We start from the raw sequence: 21228 nt of genomic DNA, 5'->3' as shown, positions 1-21228 counted from the left end.
GTTGTTCAACTATCTTCTCCGGCGTCCACGCTGAGAGCCTGGGGGCTGGCCGTTGAGCCGGGTGAAGGCGCGGTTGAATGCGGCCTCGGACTGGTAGCCGAGTTCGGAGGCGAGGCGGGCTATGGTGATGTCTTCTTCGCGCAGCCGTGATGAGGCGATGCTCATGCGCCAGCGGGTGAGGTAGGCGATCGGTGCTTCACCGGTCAGTGCGGTGAAGCGGCTGCTGAATGACGATCTGGACATTGTGGCGACCTTGGCGAGACGACCGAGGTTCCAGTCGTCGCCGGGGTTTTGGTGGATCGCTTCGAGTGCGCGACCGATCCTGTCGTCTTCGAGTGCGCGCAACCAGCCTGTGGGGGCCGTCGCGTCGCTGATGAGCCAGGAGCGGATCGCCTGTACGACGAGAACATCGGCAAGTCTGGTCGCAATGGCCTCGCCGCCGATCTGCGGGTGGCCGAGCTCGCCGGCCATGAGGCGCAGCGTGTCTTTGATCGAGGACGCAGCCGAGAGCGTGTCGCCACCGATGAACATCACGGCGGGAAGCGTGCGCATCAACTCTCGTGCGGCGGGTTCGTCGAAAGACACGACACCACAGATCAGCTGCGCTGTTCGACCACCGCCTCCGTGCTGGAGGATCGAGTAGTTGGTGCTCAGGTACTCCTGGGGCAAAAGGTCGACTCTTGGGCCACGACGCGCATCGGCTTCGCTCAGCAGGTGGTGGCCGAGGCCGTGCGGCACGAGTGCGAGGTCTCCGGCGCGCAGCTCGATTGAGTTGGCCTCGGGCAGGCGCAGCCAGCAAGTCCCTGCCGTGACGACGTGGAAGCTCACTGAGTCGGCGATCGCGGGCATTTCCAATGCCCAAGGCTCCGAGAGTTCGGCGTGGCAGTAGAAGGTGCTGCGCATCCGCAGCGTGTGGAGCACGCGCGCCACCCGAGCCTGGTGTTCGAAGCGTGGGATGACCTCCATGTTGCAATCGTGTCACACCTCTGAGCAAATACGCTCACTGAATCGGACGAATGAGCAAGAAATCTGGATATATAAGCATGCTCCTGCCGCATGGAGCCGCATAGCGTCGAAGAACAATCAATCGATGCTCACAGGAGGAAACAACATGTACATCATCGCTGGGGTCACAGGAAGGGTCGGATCGGTCACTGCACGAAGGCTGCTGGATGCCGGTGCCGACGTGCGTGTTCTGGTGCGCCGCCAGATAGATGCGGAAGCGTGGACAGCGCAGGGTGCCGAGACCCGCGTCGTGGAGCTGAGCGACCAGACGGCGTTGAGCGACGCGCTTGAGGGAGCGACCGGGGTCTTCGCGCTGCTGCCGTTCGATCTGACCGCCGACGACCTCGATGCGCACGCCGATGCCCTGATCGCTTCGATCAGCGGCGCGGTCGTGAATCGACGGGTTCCGCACGTCGTCATGCTGTCCTCGGGCGGGGCGGATCTGGCCGAGGGTACCGGTCCGATCGTGGGGTTGCATCGGCTCGAGCGGGCGCTGCTCACCACTGGTGCCGTGGTGACGGCCCTGCGTTCGGGGCACTTCCAGGAGAAGGTCGTCGACGTGGTCGGCGTCGCTCGTGACAGTGGCGTCTACCCGGTGTTCGCAGCGTCAGCCGAGGCGCCGATTCCCATGATCGCCACTCGCGACATCGGTGTCGCCGCGGCCCAGATGCTGCTCTCCCCGCCAGCTCGCAGCGAGAGCGTCGATATCGTCGGCCCTGCCTACTCGGAACGCGATGTCGCCAGGGTGCTCGGTACCGCCCTCGGGCGCGAGCTGCACGTTGCGACGATGCCCGAGGACACCTGGATCGAGGTACTGGTCAATGCGGGATTCCGTCCGCATATTGCCGAGAGTCTCGCCGAACTGTACCGGGCTGACGAGCAAGGGTTGCTTGCCCCGCGCGGAGACCGCATTATCCGTGGGGAGTCGAGCCTCGAGGTCACGATCGATCGTCTGCTCACCTCCGGCTTGGGGTGACGATTGTGTTCGACTGTATTTTCACGTCCGTGCTTGTCGCCGGTGTCGTCACCAACGGACTGCTGGCCGGGGTGTTCTTCGCGTTCTCCTGTGCGATCAACCCCGGCTTCCGACACATCGACGATCGCAGCTACGTCGGAGCCTTTCGCGCCATCAACGGGGTAATCCTGAACGGCTGGTTCCTCAGCGTTTTCCTCGTCGCACCACTCACTGCCGTCGCAGGCGCGATCCTGGCCGTCGGCCGAGAGGACGTCTCGGCTTTCGGATGGCTCGTCGTGGGCGCTGCCTGCTCGGTGCTCTCCTTCGGCATCACTGCCGCCGGGAACGTGCCGCTGAACCGCGCGCTCGACCGGGCACCCGCAGACACGGCACAGCGGCTCCGCGACACGCGCAAGGGTTTCGAGGCTCCCTGGAACAGATGGAACCACACCCGAACCGTCTTGAGCACTGGCGCACTCGTAACGCTGGTGATCGCCGCATCCGGTCAGAGTTGAAGGGAGCCTTCGCAACGCAGGCATATCGGGTTCAGATGAGTTCCATCACCGGCCCCTCGTGGACGGCGCGGTAGATCGTGTTGCGGATCGAGTTGGCCTGATCTGCGGTGAGTGTGCGGTCGATCGGGCGAAGCACGATCCGCAGCAGCACATTGACCTGCCCCGGCCGCGTCCCCAACCGCGCTCGTGCGGTCTCGGGTAGGTTCTCATGCTCGGTACGGCTGAGCACTGCGACGGTCTCGATCAGGTCAGTGTCGTCACCGAGCGCCGTGCGTATGCGATCGCCAAGGGTCTCCTCGTCCTCTTCGTCCGTGACGACTACGGAGATATCACGTCGGGCCGGTGGCAGCGAGGATACATGTTGCCACGGTTCCAGGGTCAGCATCTGCTCGGCTATCCTCGGGTCGGCGGCTCGCAGATAGCGGATGTCCGGGATCGCCTTGCGCAGCATGAGCGCCCGTTCGAGCCCCATCCCGAGCGCCAGTCCCGACCACTGCTCGGGGTCGAGCCCTGAGCCGCGCAGCACCTCTGGGTGAATGCGTCCGCACTCGGCGAGTTCGAGCCATTCACCGTCATGTCGAACATCAATCTGACGCCCGCCCACGGTGTAGGGGTGGTCGGCTTCGGTGATCCTCCACTCGGCTCCTGGGAGAACGGCATCGACCAGTTCTTCGATCATGTCGAGCATGTCCTCGTCTCTGGTGTCTGGTGTGCTGCGGATGCGCCAGAGGTCGACCTGGTGAGGTTCTCCTACGTGGCTGCGGTCGACGGCGTCGCGTCGATACACGAGCCCCGGCGCGACGATCAGCTCATCGACATCTCCGCAGCCGGCGTAGGCTTCCAGCGCGGTGGGGAGCTCCGCACTCATGTGGCTGCGCAACATGGCCGTCGGGCTGATGTATCGGGTGTAGCGGCGGGCGCGGGTAACGTCGCCTCGGGCGTAACCGAGGCGGTCGTAGTTCGCGGTGATTGAGACGATGGGAGAGCTGCGCACGTACCGGATCGTGCTGCCCCAGGTGTATTCGAGGCTTGCGACGACGGCACTCAGAAGAGCTTGGATGGCATGCTCGCCCTGGGCGGGATCGGTGAGATCCCGGAGGTCGAGGGCGCGGCAGAGTTGTTCAGGGGTCAAGTAATCGGCATAAGCCATGAGAGTCTCCAACAGGATCGTGGGCTGATGAACGAGGAGAACACCCCCGGCCGCGCCTGCGGAGACCCAGTGAGCTATAGGCGCACGTCGAGAACCCCGCGGCCGTTACCCGGCCGGGGGCTGGAAAATCGCTGCTGCCAACTCATGGGAGGAATTCTAGCAGGAATCGGCACCGCCGTTCGGGATGTGTCCGCTCTTCATTCACGTCGATGTGCACCATGTGAAGCCGACCACTTGTGGTGACGTCGCATGGTTTCGATAATCATCACGAGTTCGTTCCGCGTTGCCGTTGGCTGGCGGATAGGTGCAGACGCACGGTCGTGCAAGCCGAGTTCACCGAATCAACGGTAGCGTCCAACCCGTTTGGATGCGGTGGCTCGAGAGATGCCCATCTCGGCGGCGACATGCGCGAGAGGTCAAGTCCGACAACGCGCGATGAGCCGGGGACAACCTTCGACCGTCAAGGGTGAGTCTGGGTGCGTCACTTGACCGCTTCGCTCTCGACAGGTGCAATCAGTCGAAGAAGCGGAACTGCGAGCAGCAATGCCGTTGCGGTCGCGAAGACGGCCACCCAAACCGGCCCGAGCGCGCCCGGCGTAACGCTGAGTGCGGCAGCGGCAAGTACGGGACCGACGGCTGCGCCCACGTTGAGCGCCGCTGTCGCGTATGACCCGGCCATGGTGGGCGCACCCGCCGCCGCATAGAGCACTCGCGTAATCAGCGTGCTCCCGACAGCGAAGCCCAACACTCCCTGAGCGAAAACGAGCCCGAGCAGGGCAACGGGGTTCGTCGCGAAGAGCGCCAAAGCGAGCCACCCGAGCACAAGAACACTTCCACCGCCCACGATGACGACGCGAGGTCGGGCATCCGAGAGCCGTCCCGCAACGGTGACACCGATGAAGGAGCCGACGCCGAAGAGCACAAGCGCCACCGACACCCACCACTGGCTCAGACTGGCGGTCTCCGTAACGATCGGCGCGAGGAAGGTCAGTGTGGCAAAGGTCCCGGCATTCACCAGGGCAGCCAGCATCATCGTCAAGACGAGGCGCGGAGAGGCAAGCTGCGCCAGCTCCACCCGCAGCGACGTCGAGGACGGATCCTCCCTTGATGAGCTGTCAGTTCGAGTGGTGAAGCCCGCGGCGATGCCGATCGCAGCGGGGACGCAGAGAAAAGCGATCGCCCAGAACGTCGACTGCCAACCGAGTGCCGTACCAAGCAGAGCGCCCGCGGGGACACCGGCGACGGTGGCGACGGTGGTACCCGCCAGCAGAACCGCCACGGCCCGACCTTTGGCGTCCGGTGCCACGAGTTGCGTCGCCGCTCCCAGCGCGACCGCCAAAAAGCCCGCATTGACGATCGCGGCGATCACGCGCGTGACGAACAGAACAGTGAAGTCCGGCGTGAGTGCGCCTACGACATGGGACAGCGCGAACACGATCACGCAACCCAGGAGTGTCCCGTTCACGGGGAGGCGACGAGTGAGCGCGGCCATCGCAGGTGCGCCGATCATCATCCCTGCGGCGAATGCCGAGGTCAGAAGGCCAGCAGTCCCCAAGGAAACGCCGAAGTGAGTGGAGATGTCGGGCACGAGGCCAGCGAGCATGAACTCGGAAGTACCCATGGCGAAGACCACCAGGGCAAGAAGATAGAGAGAGAAAGGCATCGAGATAGCTCCGAAGCGAGAGTACGAACAAGAGAACGTCTCGTCACCACGGTCAGCGCCCGAAGAAACACCCGAATGTCGTGCTGCGTGCAGTACTGGGCGGCAGAGCTAGGGGCTCAGCTGAGGTGAGGGGCTGACGGCGTGACCGAAAGCCCCTGAGTGTCCGATTCAGGGCTCGACATACGGCTCAGCTTACCCGTCTGCGCCGCAGTTCCCAAGAAGCATCAACAACATCCTGGCCAGCAACAACTGTTGCTGGCCATAACGTTGTGGTCACGTAGGAAGGTCGCGGCAGGAGGCTCCGCCTCTGCGCGCGTCATCTCGGATTGGCTACAGGTACCTGCAGACCTCGTCGGCGTTGCAGGTCTCGGGTTCGGGTTCTGCGGCTGCGTCGCGGAGGGCGGCAACGTTGTCGCGGAGGGAGACGAGATCCGAGATCTGGCGCTCAATGTCCTTCAGACGAACGTCTAGGAGGTCCCGGACGTGGCCGCAGGGAATCTCGCCTCCATCGCGGATGTCGAGGATCTGTTTGATCTGCGCGAGGGTAAGTCCGGCAGCCTGGCCGCGGTGGATGAAGTCGATCCGAGTCGCTGCTTCCGGATCGTAGTCGCGGTATCCCGACGCGGTGCGCTCGGCCGCGGGAAGCAGGCCCTGCTCCTCGTAGAACCGCAGGGTCTTGGCGGTGGTGCCGGCCGCCTCGGCGAGTTCGCCGATCCTCATCTGGGTCTCCGATGTGTCACAGGTCGCACTTGACCTTCCCCCGTACTGGAAGGTCCATTGTGGCTGCATCAAGAGCAATTCTCAAGACTCAGGGGAGGAATCGGGATGCAGTCCAGGTACGACCTTGCGATCATCGGATCGGGTGGCGCCGCGTTCGCCGCCGCCATCCGCGCGACCACGCTCGGCAAGTCGGTGGTGATGATCGAGCGCGGCACTTTCGGCGGCACGTGCGTGAACACCGGCTGCGTGCCGTCGAAGGCGCTCATCGCCGCCGCTGAAGCCCGCCAGACCGCTGCCGAGGCGGGCAACCGTTTCCCGGGGATCGCCACCACAGCGGACGACGTGGACATGCCCGCGCTGATCAGCAGCAAGCAGGACCTCGTCGAGGAACTTCGGGGTGAGAAGTACGTCGACGTCGCCGACGCCTACGGCTGGCAGATCCGCCACGGCGACGCTGCGTTCGCCGGCACGCCAGAAGCGCCCGTTCTTGAGGTCACCGCGACTGACGGTGCGGTCGAGACGATCGACGCTGATCACTACCTGGTCGCCACCGGCGCCAGCGCATGGGCCCCACCGATCGACGGTCTTGAGGAGGCCGGCTACCTGACCTCGACCACGGCGATGGAGTTGACCAAGGTTCCCGACTCGCTGCTGGTGCTCGGCGGCGGCTACGTCGCCTTGGAGCAGGCCCAACTGTTCGCCCGGCTCGGGTCGAAGGTCACCCTGCTGGTTCGTTCCCGGCTGGCGTCGAAGGAGGAGCCGGAGGTATCCAAGGCGCTGCAGGAGGTCTTCGCCGACGAGGGCATCCGCGTGGTCCGCCGTGCGGTCCCGACCCACGTTGCCCGTGACGACGTCAGGGGCCAGGTTGTTGTCACCGCTGACATCTCCGGCGGCGAGCAGGAATTCCACGCCGAACAGGTCCTCGTCGCCCTCGGCCGCCGACCGGTCACCGATGGGCTGAACCTCGATGCGGTGGAGGTGAAGACCGGCGACACGGGCGAGATCGTGGTCACCGACCAACTGCAGTCCTCCAACCCCCGGATCTGGGCAGCCGGCGACGTGACCGGGCACCCCGAGTTCGTCTACGTCGCCGCCCACCACGGCAACATGGTCGCTGAGAACACGTTCGCTGGCGCTGAGCGGTCGGTGGACCACAGCCGGCTGCCGCGGGTGACCTTCACCAGTCCGGCGATCGGCGCGGTCGGGATGACCGAGGCCCAGGTGCTCGCTGCCGGGATCCGCTGCGACTGCCGCGTCCTGCCGCTGGACTACGTGCCCCGGGCGCTGGTCAACCGCGACACCCGCGGCTTCATCAAGATCGTCGCCAACGCTGAGACCGGCGAGATCCTCGGCCTCACCGCCGTCGCCAAAGACGCCGGCGAGCTCGCCGCCGCCGGTGTCCACATCCTCGGCAAGACCGTCACCGAGGTCGCCGACGCATGGGCGCCCTACCTGACCATGACCGAAGGCATCCGGATCGCCGCCAAGGCCTTCACCACCGACATCTCCAAGCTGTCCTGCTGCGCGTGACCCGCAGCCGACAGCCTCCACCCGACTCATGAAGAAGGTACCGCCATGTCGGAGCTCACGACGCAACTGCCCGAACGACTCAACAACACCGAAGAGACCGGCCTTGACGCCGTCCTATTGATCCCGCTGCTGCGGCTGATCGTCGAGGGCGGCCCGGTCACCGTCGAGCAGTTCGCCGCGGCCGCCGGCCGTCCGGTCGACGCCGTACGCACGGGTCTGGCCGCGGTGCCGGACACCGAGTACGACGACCAGGGCCGCATCATCGGCCAGGGCCTCACCCTGCGCCCCACCCCTCACCGGTTCACCGTGGCCGGTGAGGAGCTCTACACCTGGTGCGCCTGGACACCCTGATCTTTCCGACCCTGCTCGAGCGCGCGGCGAGCGTGGAGTCGGTCTCCCCGACCAGCGGCGAGCCGATCCGGGTCACCATCGACCCCGTCGCCGGCGTCACCAGCGTCGAACCCGCCACCGCGGTGGTGTCGCTGGTCAACCCCGACCAGATCACCTCGATCCGGTCCTCCTTCTGCAACCAGGTCCACTACTTCACCTCCGATGAGGACGCCGCGGGCTGGCTGGCCGAGCACCCCCGCGCCGAGGTCGTGCCCGTGGCCGTTGCCTATCGGATCGGTACCGACCTCACGACCGGCTTCCTCAACCAGTTCCAGGCCAACGCGGCAGTGGCCGACGACGGCCACTGCCGCTGCTGACCAAGAACACCGAAGGGAACTCCACTCCGATGAAGTCCAACCACGACGACCAACCGGGAGGCAGCGGCCTGCTCCTCGGAGCCGGGGCCGCGCTGCTCATGGTCGCCTGCTGCGCCCTACTTCCCTTGCTCCTCGCCGGTGGTCTGCTGGCCAGTGTCGGCGGGTTCCTCGGCAACCCCTGGGTGATCGGCACCGGCATCGCCGTCCTGGTGCTCGCGGTCCTCGCGACCACGCGGCGCCGCAGCGGCGGCAACAACGCCAGGCATGGCTGTTGCCCGCCTGTGAACTCCACCCACCCCAGCGACACGAAGGACGACCAGAACCGATGACGCTTACCCGCACCCGCCGCGCGACCCTCTCGGTCGCCGGCCTCCTGCTTGCAGGCTCCCTGGCTCTGACCGCCTGCGGAAACACCGACGCCACACCAGCCGCAGATGCGGGCACGCCAGCGGCGGTTACTAGCATCGACGGCCAGATGGTCAGCCTGCCCGCCAGCGGGAAGCCGACCGCGGTGTTCTTCTTCTCCGTCGGCTGCGGCGAATGCGTTGAAGGCGTCCGCTCCCTCGGCGAGGCCGCCACCGCTGCCGAGAAGTCGGGTGCTGGGGCGAGCTTCCTCGCCGTCGACATGGACCCCGGCGAGTCCAAGGAGACCATCGAGGGATTCATGGAGTACGTCGACGCCGAACACGTCCCGGCCGCCATAGACGAGGGTGCCGCCTTGTCCCAGCGATTCGACGTTGCCGCCCTGTCCACCCTCATCGTCATCGACGGCGACGGCAAGGTGACCTTCCGTGCCACCGAGCCCGACGCGAAGACGATCACCGCCGAACTCGTCAAGGCCGGAGCCTGATCCATGGGCGGATTGCTCAGCCTCGCCTTCGCCGCCGGCATGGTGGCGCCGGTCAACCCATGCGGGTTCGCGCTGCTGCCGGCCTGGATCAGCCAGACCCTCGGCGACGCTGACGCCTCGCCCGTCCCGGTGCGGCTGCTGAGGGCCCTGCGGTCCGGAATCGCACTGGCGATCGGGTTCGCCGGCACCCTCGCAGCTGCGGGCCTGCTGGTGAGCGCCGGGGCTCGGGGCCTGATCCAGGCAGCGCCCAAACTCGGTCTCGCCGTAGGCGTCCTACTGGTGCTCCTCGGCCTGTGGATGCTGGCCGGCCGTTCGATCTCCGTGCGGTTGCCCCGGATCACCGGCCGAGCAACCGAAGGCCTCCGCCAACCGCCCGGATGCTGGTCTTCGGGATCGGCTACGCCCTCGCCTCCCTGTCGTGCACCTTCGGAGTGATCCTTGCTGTCATCGCCCAGGCACAGGCCACCGCCAGCTACGCGGGGCTGCTGCTGGTCTTCGGTGTCTACGCCGCCGGCTCAGCCAGCATCCTGCTGCTGCTCGCACTCGCGACCACCGCCGCGGGTACCGGCCTAACCCGCCACGTCGCACGCCTCGGGAGTTATGGCCCCCGGATCACCGGCGCCGTCTTGCTGCTCACCGGCGTCTACCTCGCGTGGTACTGGTGGCCCGCCGCCACCGCCGACAACAACCTCGTCGCGACCGGCCGTGCCGGCGGTGTCGCCAGGCTCTCAACGACCCTGTCCGGCTGGGTTCAGGCTCACACGGCGCCGATCGCGGCGCTCGCGGTCATCTCCCTCCTCGTAGTACTCGCCCTTGGCGCCGCCCATAGGCGGCGTCGAGCCAGTTCCGAATCGCCGGAGGCCTGCTGCGACACCACGAACGTCGGGCTCGGCGTGTCAGGCGGCGACCACGAGGGTCAGTAGCCGACGGCTGAATGGGGGGCTTGGTCCGGGACTCAGCGACTCGACTGGAACATTCTTCGAAGGACGTGCATGACTCACCGCAACTCGCCACTGTCAGTCGAGGGACGTCGGCGGCTGGTCGAGCGTTGCAAGACCCGGCCGATCGCTCACGTGGCAGCTGAGATGGGAATCTCCCGCGCTACCGCGTCAAAGTGGGTCCATCGCCATCGTGAGTTCGGTGAGGTCGGTCTGCTCGACCGCTCATCGACGCCTAAGCAATCCCCGACAGCCACCCCCAACGTCGTTGTTCGCGAAGTCGAACGCATGCGGCGCGAGCACAAGTGGTCAGCGGCTCGGATCACGTTCGAGCTCGAACAGGTCGGCATTCAGATCAGTCGGCGCACGGTGAGTCGCATCCTCACCGACCTGCAGCTCAACCGGCGCCGCTTCATCGACCCGACCGGGGAAAGTAACCGCGAAGCGAGGAAGATTGTCGCTCGGTGCCCCGGCCACATGGTTCACCTGGACGTCAAGAAGGTCGTCCGAATCCCCGATGGCGGCGGATGGCGGGCTCATGGCAAGGACAGCCCGGAAGCTCGCGCCGTCGCGCGGACGAAAACCCGCGGCACGCGAGCCGGCTACGTCTACCTCCACTCAGCGATTGACGGCTACTCACGCCTCGCGTACACCGAGGCTTTGCCGAACGAGCAGGCCGCGACGGCCGTTGCGTTCCTCGCGCGAGCGCGGGCATGGTTCGCGGCTCATGGCATCACGCACATCGAACGGATCGTGACCGACAACGGATCCTGTTACCGCGCCTCAGCGTTCGCCGATGCACTGGCCGGGTCGCGGCACCAACGGATCACGCCCTACACGCCCCGCCACAACGGAAAGATCGAGCGGTACAACCGGATCCTTGCCGAAGAGTTCCTCTATGCACGGACATGGACCTCAGAAGACGAACGCGCCAACGCCCTCGAGCGCTGGAACCTGCACTACAACTACCACCGCCCGCACGGTGCCGCGGACGGTCAGCCGCCGGCCACGCTCGTGCCAATTCGCGTCAACAACGTCCTGGCCTCATACAGCTAGGCGTCCCACGAACGGAACACACACTGCGTGGATCGCGTGGGCGCCCAGGAGCAAGCCCAGAATCTCGTGCGACTTGATGCCCACCTGAGTGCTCAGGTATGTAATCGAGAAGGTCACCACCAGGTAGTAGTGAATGTTCTCCACCAAACGCAGGCCCATAGCGCAGAACACTCCGCGAGGGTAGCGCTTAAACACTTCGAAGAAACCGTAGGACTTGTCTTCGTGGTGGATTTCTTTTTGGGCTTCTTGGAAGATCGGGGCGTCCGACACTCGGGTGCGAATGTACCAACCGATCAGCACAATAACGGCGGAGAGCCAGAAACCAATGCGCCAACCCCATGAGATGAACTGTTCTTCAGGCAGAACTGCCGTGAGTACAAACAGAACAGCCGTTGCCAGCAGGTTACCCAGGGGCACTCCCGACTGTGGCCATGAGGACCAGAACCCGCGACTCTCTTTAGGCGAGTGCTCGGCGACAAGGAGAACGGCTCCGCCCCATTCGCCACCCACGGCAAAACCCTGAACAAAGCGCAAGAGAACCAAAAGGATCGGAGCGATCGCACCGAGCGCTGCGTAAGTTGGCAAGCAACCCATCAGGAATGTCGAAACACCCACCAAGATGATCGACAGTTGAAGCAGTTTTTTACGTCCGTGCTTATCGCCAAAGTGACCAAACACTATTCCGCCGATAGGGCGGGCGATGAAGCCGACTGCGTAGGTTGCAAACGCGAGAAGAATAGGTGTGAGCGGGTCGTCGGCTGGTGGGAACAGAATCTTGTTAAACACCAAGGTTGCGGCCGAGGCGTACAAAAAGAATTCGTACCATTCGACGACGGTACCTGCCATGGATGCCGCAACAACGCGCGAAAGCGTGCTCGTATCGGCCGTCTTTTGAGTATGCGTGCTCATTGAAACTCCATCACGTCATTGTGCACACGCACATGTATATACATGTTGTACATAAAGCTAACCCCACAAGCCATGTGATGTCAGCAACTTCACGCACTACTAATTCGCAGAGCCAGTGTGCTTATGTGCGCAGAGGGTTACCTCTTCTGCGCCTTATTCAAACGTTCGAGCATTTCGTTGTAGGCGCGAAGTTCCGAGTCGCCTGTGCGGTCTTCCGACCTGTCTCGGCGCTTCGCTTCACGTTCGGACTGCTGGTTCCAGTGGATCGCAGCAATAATTGCCATGAGCAACGTTGGGATCTCACCGATTCCCCAAGCGATACCGCCACCAAGCTGCTGATCGTCTATCGCTGCAATCCATTCTTGTCCAATGTTTCCAAACCAATCGCCTTCGATGAGTGTTGTAGCACCCATAATCGAGATACCGAAGAACGCGTGGAACGCCATAGTGATGAGCAAAATGAGGAACGAAATCGCTGGTGGATAACGCTTAGTTCCTGGGTCAATACCCACAAGGGCAGCAGAGAACAAGTACCCGGCTGCTAAGAAGTGAATGATCATAATCTCGTGGCCCACGTGTGTTTTAAGTGCTGGCCACATGAGACCACCCCAGTAAAACACCACCAGGGAACCCGCAAAGTTGATTGACGCGACAATCGGGTGGGCCCAAAACCTCAAATAGCGGGAGTGGATGAGAAGCAAGATCCACTCGCGGAAACCTCGGGACCCATCTTGCCGAGTAGGGGCCGCCCGCATGAGGAGCGTGATTGGCGCGCCCAGAACCATGGGCAGGGGAACCACCATGACCAAAAGCATGTGCTGGATCATGTGTCCAGAGAACAGCACGCGACCGTACACTACGGGACCACCGCACGTCACGTACACCAACAGCGCCATACCGGTAATCCACCAGATCACTCGCATAACGGGCCATTCGCCGCCCTTCTTACGAATCGCCAGATAGCCGCGAATGTACAGGTACGAGGCGCCTACCGCGACGACCAGCCACAGCGGGTCCCACAGCCACTGGGTGAAGTAGTTGGAGAACGTGGGTTCCGGGGGAAGAGACTCATAGGACAGAATTTCCGCCGGCGTGGGAGCTGGAGGTGCTTCCTGGGGAATGGGTGGTTGCGATCGAGCCAGTGCGATCCCAGCCCCCAACGTTGCTGCCAGGAGCGCCGTTTCAACCAGGAGAAGTCGCCAGAACTCGACCCGTGCCGACACCTGGTCAGCGGTGGGTTGAGCACCACGCTTCGCACGAAGCTGAGCTCGCGTGTTGAGCGACTCACCCAAACGCCCGATCACAAACTTCCTGTGCCACAGACCAATCACAGCGACTGCGATGGTGGCGACGGTTTTGGCGATGATGAGCATGCCATAAGGTGTTTGCCAGTCGCTCAAGGATTTCACGCGCAGAATTGCGTTCATGAAACCCGAAAAGCCCACCACCAGAACCGCGGCCAGGGCCAGCTGCGAGTAACGTTCCACGATGTTGCGCAGATCGGCCCGGTGAATCAGGCGAGGCGCCAAGAGCGCCAACACCAGGATTCCACCCACCCACATGATGACGGCCAAAAGGTGCAGGCCCAGACTGTTGACAGCCTGCGTGTGCCCGGACGCTCCAACCGTGTGACCCATGAGTGCCAATGGGATGAGGGGGAAAAGCGAAAAAGCGGTGGCCCATGCAATACCGGCAAAACTCCGCACCGCGAAAATCACCGTGGAAGTGACAGCTGAGGCGAGGACAATCGTGAGCCACAGCCGCCCCGAATCCACCTGGCTCACGTACTGGCCCAACTGTGCAGAAAAGTTGCCAGCATACGCTTGTCCGCCGGCGGTTGAGACATAGGCCAGCACCAACACCGCAACACCGGCCACAGTCCACACAACGGATGCCACCTGCGCGATCTGCACAGACCCCAGCCATGCCAGGTCGAGGTCTTCTTCACGTGTCGCACTTTTCTTGCGATCTCGTGGCACAGAATCTGTGCGAGGAAACACCATGGAGGCCATGATGAGGCTTGCCACAGTGAGGGTCATCGCTGAGTTAAAGACGAATTTAGCAACCGGCAAACCAAGCCTGGCTAGTGGTCCGGCATCACCGATGAGGGTGGGTGCCCACGCCCCGGTGAGGACCATCGCAGCAGCCCCACCCAGCAAACCAAATACCACGTAAATGGGCATGACCCATGTGCGTGCGCCCTTTCCCGAGGCGGTCGCGGTGGTTTTCGTGTCAGTCCGGGTGGTCAGTGTTGTCATTCAGTGAGTGTTGTCGTTGAGTCAGAGGTGGTCGTTAGTTGAGCGTGTAGTTGAGGCGACGGTCGTCCAGCGCGGGGAATCGTTCGCGGCGGGCCTCGGTCGCGTCGAGGTCAATGGTCGCAGTGATGATGGTCTGCGCTTCGCCTGCTTCTGCCAACGGTAGGCCAGCAGCGTCGAGAATCACCGAATGCCCACCCATCTGCGTGCCACCGTGGTATCCGGCGGTGTTGACCGCGACGATGGGGAACAGGTTTTCAATGGATCGGGCGAGCAAGAGTGCAGACCATTCGCGCACGCGGGGTGCCGGCCATGCAGCCGGGATGATGAGGCCTTCTGCGCCCTGTGCGACCATTTGGCGGAACAGTTCTGGGAACCGCAGGTCGTAGCACGTGGCAAGTGCGAACTTGGTTTCCCGGCCGTCGATGTTGAGCGTGGGAATCACGATTTCGGTTCCGGGTTGTAAGAGTTTAGGCTCCCCGGACCCGAACCCGAACCGGTGGATCTTGCGGTAGGTCGCCTGGATCTGCCCGTCAGGGTTGATAAGGACAGAGGTGTTCCACAGTCCGCGTTCGTCGTCAGCAAGCACTGGGAGGGCTTTGACGTCATAGTTGGCGTCTTTGAGCCGGTCCAGCGCGTGGGGGCTTGCTTCGATGATGGATCCGGCGTGTACATATGCGCCCACTGAGCGCGCAGCGTGGGCGATCCGTTCGATCACAGGGCCGTCTACTGCTTGAGCTGCCTTACCCCACTTGGTGTAGTCGAAACCTGTGGGCGCCCACAGTTCTGGAAGAACGATCAGATCAGCTTCACGTTGAGATTCCACCATGTGGGTAGCACGCTCAACGCGATCCTCGAGGCTTTCACTGTCCGAATAACCGAGCTGAATAGCAGATACTCGCATACGCATAAGGATACCGTGCCCAGTTTCGGCAGGGTCACAGCGTTACCACCTCGGCCGGAAAAGCAAGTTGCTCCCCACCATGAGGCGGGGAGCAACTCAACACAAAACCGTAGAGGTTTACATATCAGGGCTTGCCAGCAGCAGCCTTGAGCTTGGAGCCAGCTGACAGCTTAACGGAGTAGCCAGCTGCAATCTGGATTTCTTCACCGGTCTGTGGGTTACGACCCTTGCGAGCTGCACGTTCGGTGCGCTCAACTGAGAGCCAACCGGGAACGGTGAGCTTTTCACCCTTGGAAACAACGTCTGCGAACGAGTCGAAAACGCCGTCCAGAACGTCCGAAACCTGCTTCTGGGTGAGGCCAGTCTTTTCTGCTACTTCAGCTACGAGTTCGCTGCGGTTCTTAGCCATGTAAGTGTTCTCCTCTGATAGGACGGTTAATCGGCTTCTCCGATAGTAACGGAGTTCAGACTACCAGCTCGACTTGGTGACACCAGGGAGTTCGCCTCGGTGTGCCATTTCGCGGAAGCGAACACGGCTGAGACCAAACTTACGCAGGTAACCGCGTGGACGACCATCTACCTGGTCACGGTTACGCAGACGAACTGGGGAAGCATCACGGGGGAGCTTCTGGAGTCCCAGGCGTGCTTCTTCACGCTGTTCGTCGGTGGAGTCTGGGCTGACGAGCTGGCGCTTCAATTCTGCGCGGCGCTCCGCGTAGCGCTCGACGATTTCGAGGCGCTGCCTATTACGAGCGATCTTTGACTTCTTAGCCATGAATTAGCGCTCCTCTCGGAAATCGACGTGCTTGCGGACCACTGGGTCGTACTTCTTGATGACGAGACGGTCGGGTGTGTTGCGACGGTTCTTGCGCGTCACGTAGGTGTAACCCGTGCCAGCGGTTGACTTGAGCTTGATGATTGGGCGTACGTCCTGTGCCTTTGCCATTAGAGCTTCACTCCCTTAGCCAAGAGTTCGGCAACAACCGTGTCGATTCCGCGACGGTCGATGACTTTGATTCCGCGTGCAGACACGGTCAGCGTGACGTTGCGACGCAGGGACGGTACGTAGTACTTCTTTTTCTGAATGTTCGGATCAAACCGGCGCTTGGTGCGGCGGTTCGAGTGGGACACATTGTGTCCGAAACCGGGGGTGGTCCCGGTTACCTGGCAGACAGCTGCCATGTCTCTCCTCCAGTTCACTAATTAGACATCAGGTTCACCGGGCCGAATCCTTCACGCTTAAGCATGACTATGGTTTCTTGCGGTGACGTTAATGCCCGGTGAGGGCCGTGTTTAAGCAAGTTGGATGGCTCGCTTAAAACAGATGTCACACCAGCGGGGAAAAGCTGATGGCCTGTGAGAGAGGGCCGAGCTCGTTGTTCGCAGTGTGAGCACAGTTGACCAATGGTCAACACAACAGTCATTCATATTAAGTGGAAACCCACATACACCGCAAGTTCGCACATGACAAACAGACACGCCACTCGCAGCACGCTGCCATGGGGTTCACCCGCGACACACGTGTATTACCAACTGGTAGTTGCTCATTGCTCCGGGCCGTGCGAAGGTTAAGAGCATGCACAACGGTGACGGCTCACGGCCGCGGATCCGTCCAGCAGTCAGCAATCGTTTCGACAGCTCCTCGTATTACGAGTACCTCGAACGGCAGACCGCTAACTCGGATCCACAGGCCCAACCTGCGCAGCAAAGGCAGGTTATCCAGCCGTCCCAGAACTCAGCACAGCAGCCTTCTCCGCAAAGTCTTCAACACAACCAGGCGCACAGCCAGCTACATGGTCAACCGACCCAAGCTACGCCGCCACCGGCACCTCGGAAATCTAAAAGCTCCATGTGGCTGTCAGCTATGGCAGCAATTGCTGTTGTCGCCCTCTTAATCACAGTGGGGGTTGTTCTTCTGGGTCCCAACAAGGGCGTGGAACCCACACCGCCACAGGGAAAACCGGCAACCAAGTCCGATGACGCTCCCAGTTCTCCAGACGAGCCCGAGTCCACAAACGAACAGGCGAAGAGCGAACTCGAAACGATTGTTTCTGACAGCAAATCTGAGCTCAGTGCACTGGAGGAAAAGTGGGTTGTGCAACTGTCTGCCAAACAGCCCAACGACAACGCGGGCGACGAAGAGTGGGACTACTCCAAGATACTGAAGGAGTACCAAGACAACGAAAAGACGTACGGCACACTCGCCATGCTAAAAAGTGAAGATTGGTCGTCTTTTCGCGTCAAGGATTACTGGGTGACCGTCATCCCCACCGGGTATGACTCCCCCGAACCGGCGTTGAAGAAATGCGAAGAGTTCAAACTTGACCGCGATAACTGTTTTGCTAAGCGCCTAAGCCACACGAAGGGCCCCGACGGCTCCACCAAACTGCGCGATTAAGCCCGGATACACATGTGTGGACCACGGGAAATCATTTCCGTAGCCCACACATGTTGTTGAGGCAGTCACCCTAACAAGAACGACCTCGGTGCGCTTTACACCAGCAGAAGTGTTGGGTCTTCCATGGCACGAGCCACGTCGGCCAAGAACTTCGAAATCACTTCTCCGTCGACAACTCGGTGATCTGCGGAAACACCCAGCGTGGTGATCTCGCGTGGCACGATGTCGTCGCCCACGACCCACGGCCGCTTACGAATCTGGCCAAACGCCAGGATCGCTGCTTCACCCGGGTTAATGATCGGCGTTCCGGTATCGATTCCGAAAACCCCAATGTTGGTGATCGAAATGGTCCCGCCTGCCTGATCCGCTGGCGTGGTTTTGCCAGCCCGCGCAGTGCGAGTGAGTTCGCCCAGTTCGGTGGCCAGCTCGCTCAAGCCCATGGCGTGCGCGTTCTTGATGTTTGGCACAATCAGCCCACGTGGCGTGGCTGCCGCAATACCCAAGTTCACGTACTTCTTCACAACGATCGAGTCGCCGTCAAGAGCGGAATTGATCCGCGGGTTCCGCGTAACGGCCCAGCACACGGCCTTGGACAGGATGAGAAGCGGTGAGACCTTGACGCCTTCGCCCAAAGTTTCGTTTGCCTTGAACTTCCGCACCAGGTTCATGGTTTCGGTGACATCCACGTCCACAAATTCGGTGACATGCGGGGCCGTGAACGCGGAGTCGACCATGGCCTGAGCCATGAATTTGACGACTCCCTTGAACGGGATGCGTTCTTCCGTGCCGTCCAGGGCACCGCTTCCTACCGGGGCGGCTGTCTGGGCGTGGCTTTCCGCGGCTCCCTGCGCCGAGGTGGTCCCATGGTTGAGGACGTCCTCGCGGGTGATCTGCCCGTTGGGTCCAGTTGGGGTGACTTCGCCCAGGTCGAACCCCCGATCCTTCGCAAGTTTGCGCACAGGTGGCTTGGCTAGTGGCTTCGATGGTGTTGAGGCACGGGTCTCCGCAGGCGCGCTTGTGGCAGTTGCGGATGCCCCCTGCGCTGGTGCCGGTGCTGGTTCAGCCTTCGCCGAGGTGGCCGCAGCTGGCGTTGCACCCCCCTTACGTGGGCGCCGCTTTGTGGAGCTGGCTTTGGTTCCGTACCCCACGAGGTTGGGGCCGCTTTCCTCATCGCCAGCGGACTGGTTCTGTTCGGCACCTTCCGCGGTGTTAGGAGTTGCTACTCCCTGAGCGCCACCAAAACGGACGATGGGCGTACCCACCTCTACGGTTTCGCCTTCTTCCACCAGGATCGCTTCAATGGTTCCGGCCTGTGGGCTGGGGAGCTCCACAAGCGATTTAGCGGTTTCGATTTCGACCAGGATCTGGTTGACGGTCACGGTGTCGCCGGGGCCTACTTTCCACGAAACGACGTCAGCTTCAGTGAGCCCTTCTCCGACGTCGGGAAGGTTAAATTCGTTAGACATGTAGTCCTCTCAGTAGGCGAGGGCGCGGTCCACGCCATCCAGAATGCGGTCGAGGTCAGGGAGGTAGTGCTCTTCGAGTTTGGAACCAGGGTACGGGGTGTGGAATCCGCCCACGCGAATAACGGGCGCCTCCAGGTTGTAGAAGCAGCGTTCAGTGATGCGGGCAGCGATTTCTGATCCCAGGCCTAAGAACACGGGGGCTTCGTGAGTGACAACCAGACGCCCGGTGCGCTTGACGGAGTCCTCGATCACGGAGAAGTCGATGGGGTTAAGCCCACGTAGGTCGATAACTTCGAGTGACTTACCTTCTTCTTCGGCAGCAACGGCCACGTCCATTGCGGTGGGGACAAGCGGGCCGTACGTGACCAACGTGAGGTCGGTTCCTGGACGCACAATCTGTGCACTGTACGGGTCCAGACCGCGGTTTGCTTCGTCGACCTCGCCACGCAACCAGTAGCGACGCTTTGGTTCGAAGTACATGACAGGGTCGGGGCTGTGGATCGCTTCTTGGATCATCCAGAAAGCGTCGTGCGCGTTGGAAGGGCTCATGATCTTGAGCCCGGCGTGGTGCGCAAAAACAGCTTCTGGGCTTTCCGAGTGGTGTTCAGGGGACCCGATTCCACCACCGTAGGGCACGCGGATGACAACAGGCAGGTTTTCTGCGCCACGGGTACGGGCGTGCATCTTTGCGAGCTGCGTGACGATCTGGTCGTACGCAGGGAAGATGAACGCGTCGAACTGGATTTCGACTACAGGGCGGAAGCCCCGCTTGGCCATTCCGATTGCGGATCCGACGATCCCGGATTCAGCCAGTGGTGCGTCGATGACGCGGTGTTCTCCGAAGTCTTTTTGCAGACCTTCAGTCACACGGAAAACTCCTCCAAGCTTTCCAATGTCTTCACCGATCAGAACAACCTTGGGGTCGTCTTCCATGGCCTTGCGCAGACCGGCGGTGATGCCTTTCGAAAGGGGCATTGTTGTCATTGTTAGTTGTCCCCTTCTACGTCTGCAAACGAGGCCAGGTATTCCTTGTATTCGCGCTGTTCTTCTTCGATCATCGGGTGTGGTTCCACGAAAACCGAGTCGAAGATTTCATCGACCGGTGGTGGTTCCATGTTGACGCACGCGCTTCGGATGCGTTCTGCCAAAGCGTCGGCTTCGTCGTCGATTGCGGTAAAGAACGCCGCGTCCACGTCGTTAGTGTTTTCGAGATACTTGCGCACGCGAAGAATAGGGTCTTTTGGCTTCCATGCCTCGACCTCGGCGTCGTCGCGGTACTTGGTTGGGTCATCGGCCGTGGTGTGAGCTCCCATGCGGTAGGTGTATGCCTCGATAAGCATGGGGCCCTGACCTGAGCGGATGCGGTCGGCGTATGCACGGCACACGGAGTACACGGCCAGAATGTCGTTTCCGTCGACGCGCACACCTGGCACACCGAATCCTTGGCCACGGGTGTAGAGAGGGACCGAGGTCTGCACCTTGTTGGGCTCGGAAATGGCCCACTGGTTGTTCTGAATGTAGAAGAGGACTGGTGCGCGGAAGGCCCCAGCGAAGGTCAGTGCTTCTGAAACGTCACCCTGGCTGGTGGCACCGTCACCACAGCAGGCCACGGCAATGGTGTCGCGGTCCATGTCACCGGTTCCCACCGCACCGTCGATCTGCACGCCCATGGCGTAACCGGTCGCGTGCATGACCTGTGAACCGATCACGATCGTGTACACGTTGAAGTTGTTGTCCTTGGGGTCCCAGCCGGAGTGGTTCTGTCCGCGGAAGATTCCCAACAGCGTTTCTGGTTCGACACCTCGGCACCAGGCAACACCGTGTTCCCGGTAGGTGGGGAACACGTAGTCCTGTGGGCGCAGTGCGCGTCCCAGCCCGATCTGTGCTGCTTCCTGCCCCAGCAGTGGCACCCACAGGCCCAACTGGCCTTGGCGCTGGAGAGCGTTGCCTTCGGCATCGACGCGCCGGATCAGCACCATGTCGCGGTAGAAGCCTTTGAGATCGTCAACGGTGAGTTCGTGGGCGTATGCGTCGAAGTCGCTGTTAGGTACGCGAGTTCCGTCGGGCGTTAGCATCTGGACTACATCGTCCACACCCGTGGTTGGATTTGACGTCGATGTCATGCCTTCTCCTTAGCGTCAGGGCTGGGCCTTGGGTTAAGTCAGCCAAACGAAGTGGACCGCAGCTTGTGGCGCGCAAGTCCAAAG

General features: G+C 62.1%; 21 protein-coding genes and 3 pseudogenes. 9 read left to right on the top strand and 15 right to left on the bottom strand.

All coding sequences use genetic code 11. From position 1 onward, the window contains the following. Nucleotides 1-9: 9 nt before the first annotated feature. Nucleotides 10-966, bottom strand: a complete 957-nt coding sequence (locus HMPREF0183_RS03065) for an AraC family transcriptional regulator (protein WP_005882732.1) — start codon at nucleotides 964-966, stop codon at nucleotides 10-12. A 145-nt stretch (nucleotides 967-1111) separates the two neighbouring features. Here HMPREF0183_RS03065 and HMPREF0183_RS03060 point away from each other — a divergent pair, with 145 nt between their 5' ends. Further along, the gene (locus tag HMPREF0183_RS03060) at nucleotides 1112-1981 is read left to right on the top strand and encodes an NmrA family NAD(P)-binding protein (protein WP_040347804.1); all 870 of its coding nucleotides are present in this window, start codon (nucleotides 1112-1114) and stop codon (nucleotides 1979-1981) included. 29 nt (nucleotides 1982-2010) lie between these two features. Then, complete coding sequence (locus tag HMPREF0183_RS03055; protein WP_245527090.1) at nucleotides 2011-2475, top strand: anthrone oxygenase family protein; 465 nt, start codon at nucleotides 2011-2013, stop codon at nucleotides 2473-2475. 31 nt (nucleotides 2476-2506) lie between these two features. On the opposite strand, the gene srmL is transcribed toward HMPREF0183_RS03055, so the two are convergent. The 4 genes and pseudogenes from srmL to HMPREF0183_RS03040 all read right to left on the bottom strand — a co-directional run bounded on the left by srmL (nucleotide 2507) and on the right by HMPREF0183_RS03040 (nucleotide 6008). Continuing rightward, nucleotides 2507-3625 carry a PheS-related mystery ligase SrmL gene (srmL, locus tag HMPREF0183_RS03050; RefSeq protein ID WP_005882727.1) on the bottom strand — a complete coding sequence of 373 codons (1119 nt, stop codon included), beginning with the start codon at nucleotides 3623-3625 and terminating at the stop codon, nucleotides 2507-2509. 209 nt (nucleotides 3626-3834) lie between these two features. Further along, a pseudogene (locus HMPREF0183_RS13200) lies at nucleotides 3835-4089 on the bottom strand (helix-turn-helix domain-containing protein); the annotation flags it as partial. A gap of 17 nt (nucleotides 4090-4106) precedes the next feature. Further along, nucleotides 4107-5288 carry a Cmx/CmrA family chloramphenicol efflux MFS transporter gene (locus HMPREF0183_RS03045; RefSeq protein ID WP_005882723.1) on the bottom strand — a complete coding sequence of 394 codons (1182 nt, stop codon included), beginning with the start codon at nucleotides 5286-5288 and terminating at the stop codon, nucleotides 4107-4109. Between the two features lie 330 nt (nucleotides 5289-5618). Then, entirely contained in the window at nucleotides 5619-6008 is a 390-nt protein-coding gene (locus HMPREF0183_RS03040; RefSeq protein WP_040347802.1) for a heavy metal-responsive transcriptional regulator, read from the bottom strand. Between the two features lie 105 nt (nucleotides 6009-6113). Between HMPREF0183_RS03040 and merA the strand changes: the two genes are divergently transcribed. The 6 genes and pseudogenes from merA to HMPREF0183_RS03010 all read left to right on the top strand — a co-directional run bounded on the left by merA (nucleotide 6114) and on the right by HMPREF0183_RS03010 (nucleotide 11089). After that, nucleotides 6114-7538: a mercury(II) reductase gene (gene merA / locus HMPREF0183_RS03035; RefSeq protein WP_005882720.1), complete on the top strand. Its 1425-nt coding sequence runs from the start codon at nucleotides 6114-6116 to the stop codon at nucleotides 7536-7538. Nucleotides 7539-7583: 45 nt separating this feature from the next. Then, nucleotides 7584-8245: pseudogene (gene merB, locus HMPREF0183_RS13480) on the top strand (organomercurial lyase MerB). 29 nt (nucleotides 8246-8274) lie between these two features. After that, nucleotides 8275-8574 (top strand): hypothetical protein, encoded by a 300-nt coding sequence (locus tag HMPREF0183_RS03025; RefSeq protein WP_005882715.1) that lies wholly within the window; start codon nucleotides 8275-8277, stop codon nucleotides 8572-8574. Beyond that, the gene (locus HMPREF0183_RS03020) at nucleotides 8571-9095 is read left to right on the top strand and encodes a TlpA family protein disulfide reductase (RefSeq protein WP_005882713.1); all 525 of its coding nucleotides are present in this window, start codon (nucleotides 8571-8573) and stop codon (nucleotides 9093-9095) included. The genes HMPREF0183_RS03025 and HMPREF0183_RS03020 overlap by 4 nt, the downstream gene beginning before the upstream one ends. Before the next feature lie 377 nt (nucleotides 9096-9472). Beyond that, nucleotides 9473-10018 (top strand): hypothetical protein, encoded by a 546-nt coding sequence (locus tag HMPREF0183_RS13180; RefSeq protein WP_005882709.1) that lies wholly within the window; start codon nucleotides 9473-9475, stop codon nucleotides 10016-10018. Nucleotides 10019-10087: 69 nt separating this feature from the next. After that, a complete protein-coding gene (locus HMPREF0183_RS03010) occupies nucleotides 10088-11089 on the top strand; it encodes an IS481 family transposase (RefSeq protein ID WP_005882707.1) in 1002 nt (333 codons plus the stop codon). Here the strand turns inward: HMPREF0183_RS03010 and HMPREF0183_RS03005 are convergent. The 7 genes and pseudogenes from HMPREF0183_RS03005 to rpmB all read right to left on the bottom strand — a co-directional run. After that, nucleotides 11084-11998: pseudogene (locus HMPREF0183_RS03005) on the bottom strand (MFS transporter); the annotation flags it as partial. The gene HMPREF0183_RS03010 and the pseudogene HMPREF0183_RS03005 sit on opposite strands and share 6 nt — an antisense overlap. A 137-nt stretch (nucleotides 11999-12135) precedes the next feature. Continuing rightward, nucleotides 12136-14256 carry a bifunctional copper resistance protein CopD/cytochrome c oxidase assembly protein gene (locus HMPREF0183_RS03000; RefSeq protein ID WP_005882703.1) on the bottom strand — a complete coding sequence of 707 codons (2121 nt, stop codon included), beginning with the start codon at nucleotides 14254-14256 and terminating at the stop codon, nucleotides 12136-12138. A gap of 34 nt (nucleotides 14257-14290) precedes the next feature. After that, nucleotides 14291-15157, bottom strand: coding sequence for a nitrilase-related carbon-nitrogen hydrolase (locus HMPREF0183_RS02995; RefSeq protein WP_040347848.1), 867 nt, complete (start codon nucleotides 15155-15157; stop codon nucleotides 14291-14293). A 124-nt stretch (nucleotides 15158-15281) separates the two neighbouring features. Further along, nucleotides 15282-15566, bottom strand: coding sequence for an HU family DNA-binding protein (locus HMPREF0183_RS02990; protein ID WP_005882699.1), 285 nt, complete (start codon nucleotides 15564-15566; stop codon nucleotides 15282-15284). A gap of 60 nt (nucleotides 15567-15626) precedes the next feature. After that, on the bottom strand, nucleotides 15627-15932 hold the full coding sequence (gene rpsN, locus HMPREF0183_RS02985; RefSeq protein ID WP_005882697.1) for a 30S ribosomal protein S14: 306 nt from the start codon (nucleotides 15930-15932) through the stop codon (nucleotides 15627-15629). A gap of 3 nt (nucleotides 15933-15935) precedes the next feature. Continuing rightward, entirely contained in the window at nucleotides 15936-16103 is a 168-nt protein-coding gene (rpmG, locus tag HMPREF0183_RS02980) for a 50S ribosomal protein L33 (protein ID WP_005882695.1), read from the bottom strand. Further along, on the bottom strand, nucleotides 16103-16339 hold the full coding sequence (rpmB, locus tag HMPREF0183_RS02975; RefSeq protein ID WP_005882693.1) for a 50S ribosomal protein L28: 237 nt from the start codon (nucleotides 16337-16339) through the stop codon (nucleotides 16103-16105). The genes rpmG and rpmB overlap by 1 nt, the downstream gene beginning before the upstream one ends. Before the next feature lie 394 nt (nucleotides 16340-16733). Here rpmB and HMPREF0183_RS12740 point away from each other — a divergent pair, with 394 nt between their 5' ends. Then, the gene (locus HMPREF0183_RS12740; RefSeq protein ID WP_156798072.1) at nucleotides 16734-17555 is read left to right on the top strand and encodes a hypothetical protein; all 822 of its coding nucleotides are present in this window, start codon (nucleotides 16734-16736) and stop codon (nucleotides 17553-17555) included. Nucleotides 17556-17650: 95 nt separating this feature from the next. Here the strand turns inward: HMPREF0183_RS12740 and HMPREF0183_RS02965 are convergent, their stop codons facing one another. Genes HMPREF0183_RS02965 through pdhA form a run of 3 tightly spaced genes read right to left on the bottom strand, consistent with a single transcriptional unit; the run spans nucleotide 17651 to nucleotide 21144 of the window. Then, nucleotides 17651-19021, bottom strand: a complete 1371-nt coding sequence (locus HMPREF0183_RS02965; protein WP_005882689.1) for a dihydrolipoamide acetyltransferase family protein — start codon at nucleotides 19019-19021, stop codon at nucleotides 17651-17653. 9 nt (nucleotides 19022-19030) lie between these two features. Beyond that, nucleotides 19031-20005, bottom strand: a complete 975-nt coding sequence (locus HMPREF0183_RS02960) for an alpha-ketoacid dehydrogenase subunit beta (RefSeq protein WP_040347797.1) — start codon at nucleotides 20003-20005, stop codon at nucleotides 19031-19033. Nucleotides 20006-20007: 2 nt separating this feature from the next. Then, nucleotides 20008-21144: a pyruvate dehydrogenase (acetyl-transferring) E1 component subunit alpha gene (pdhA, locus tag HMPREF0183_RS02955; protein ID WP_005882685.1), complete on the bottom strand. Its 1137-nt coding sequence runs from the start codon at nucleotides 21142-21144 to the stop codon at nucleotides 20008-20010. Nucleotides 21145-21228: the final 84 nt, after the last annotated feature.

Source organism: Brevibacterium mcbrellneri ATCC 49030 (assembly GCF_000178455.1).
GTDB lineage: Bacteria > Actinomycetota > Actinomycetes > Actinomycetales > Brevibacteriaceae > Brevibacterium > Brevibacterium mcbrellneri.
The sequence above is the reverse complement of the archived record's forward strand: the minus strand, read 5'-3'. Positions and strand labels throughout refer to the sequence as shown.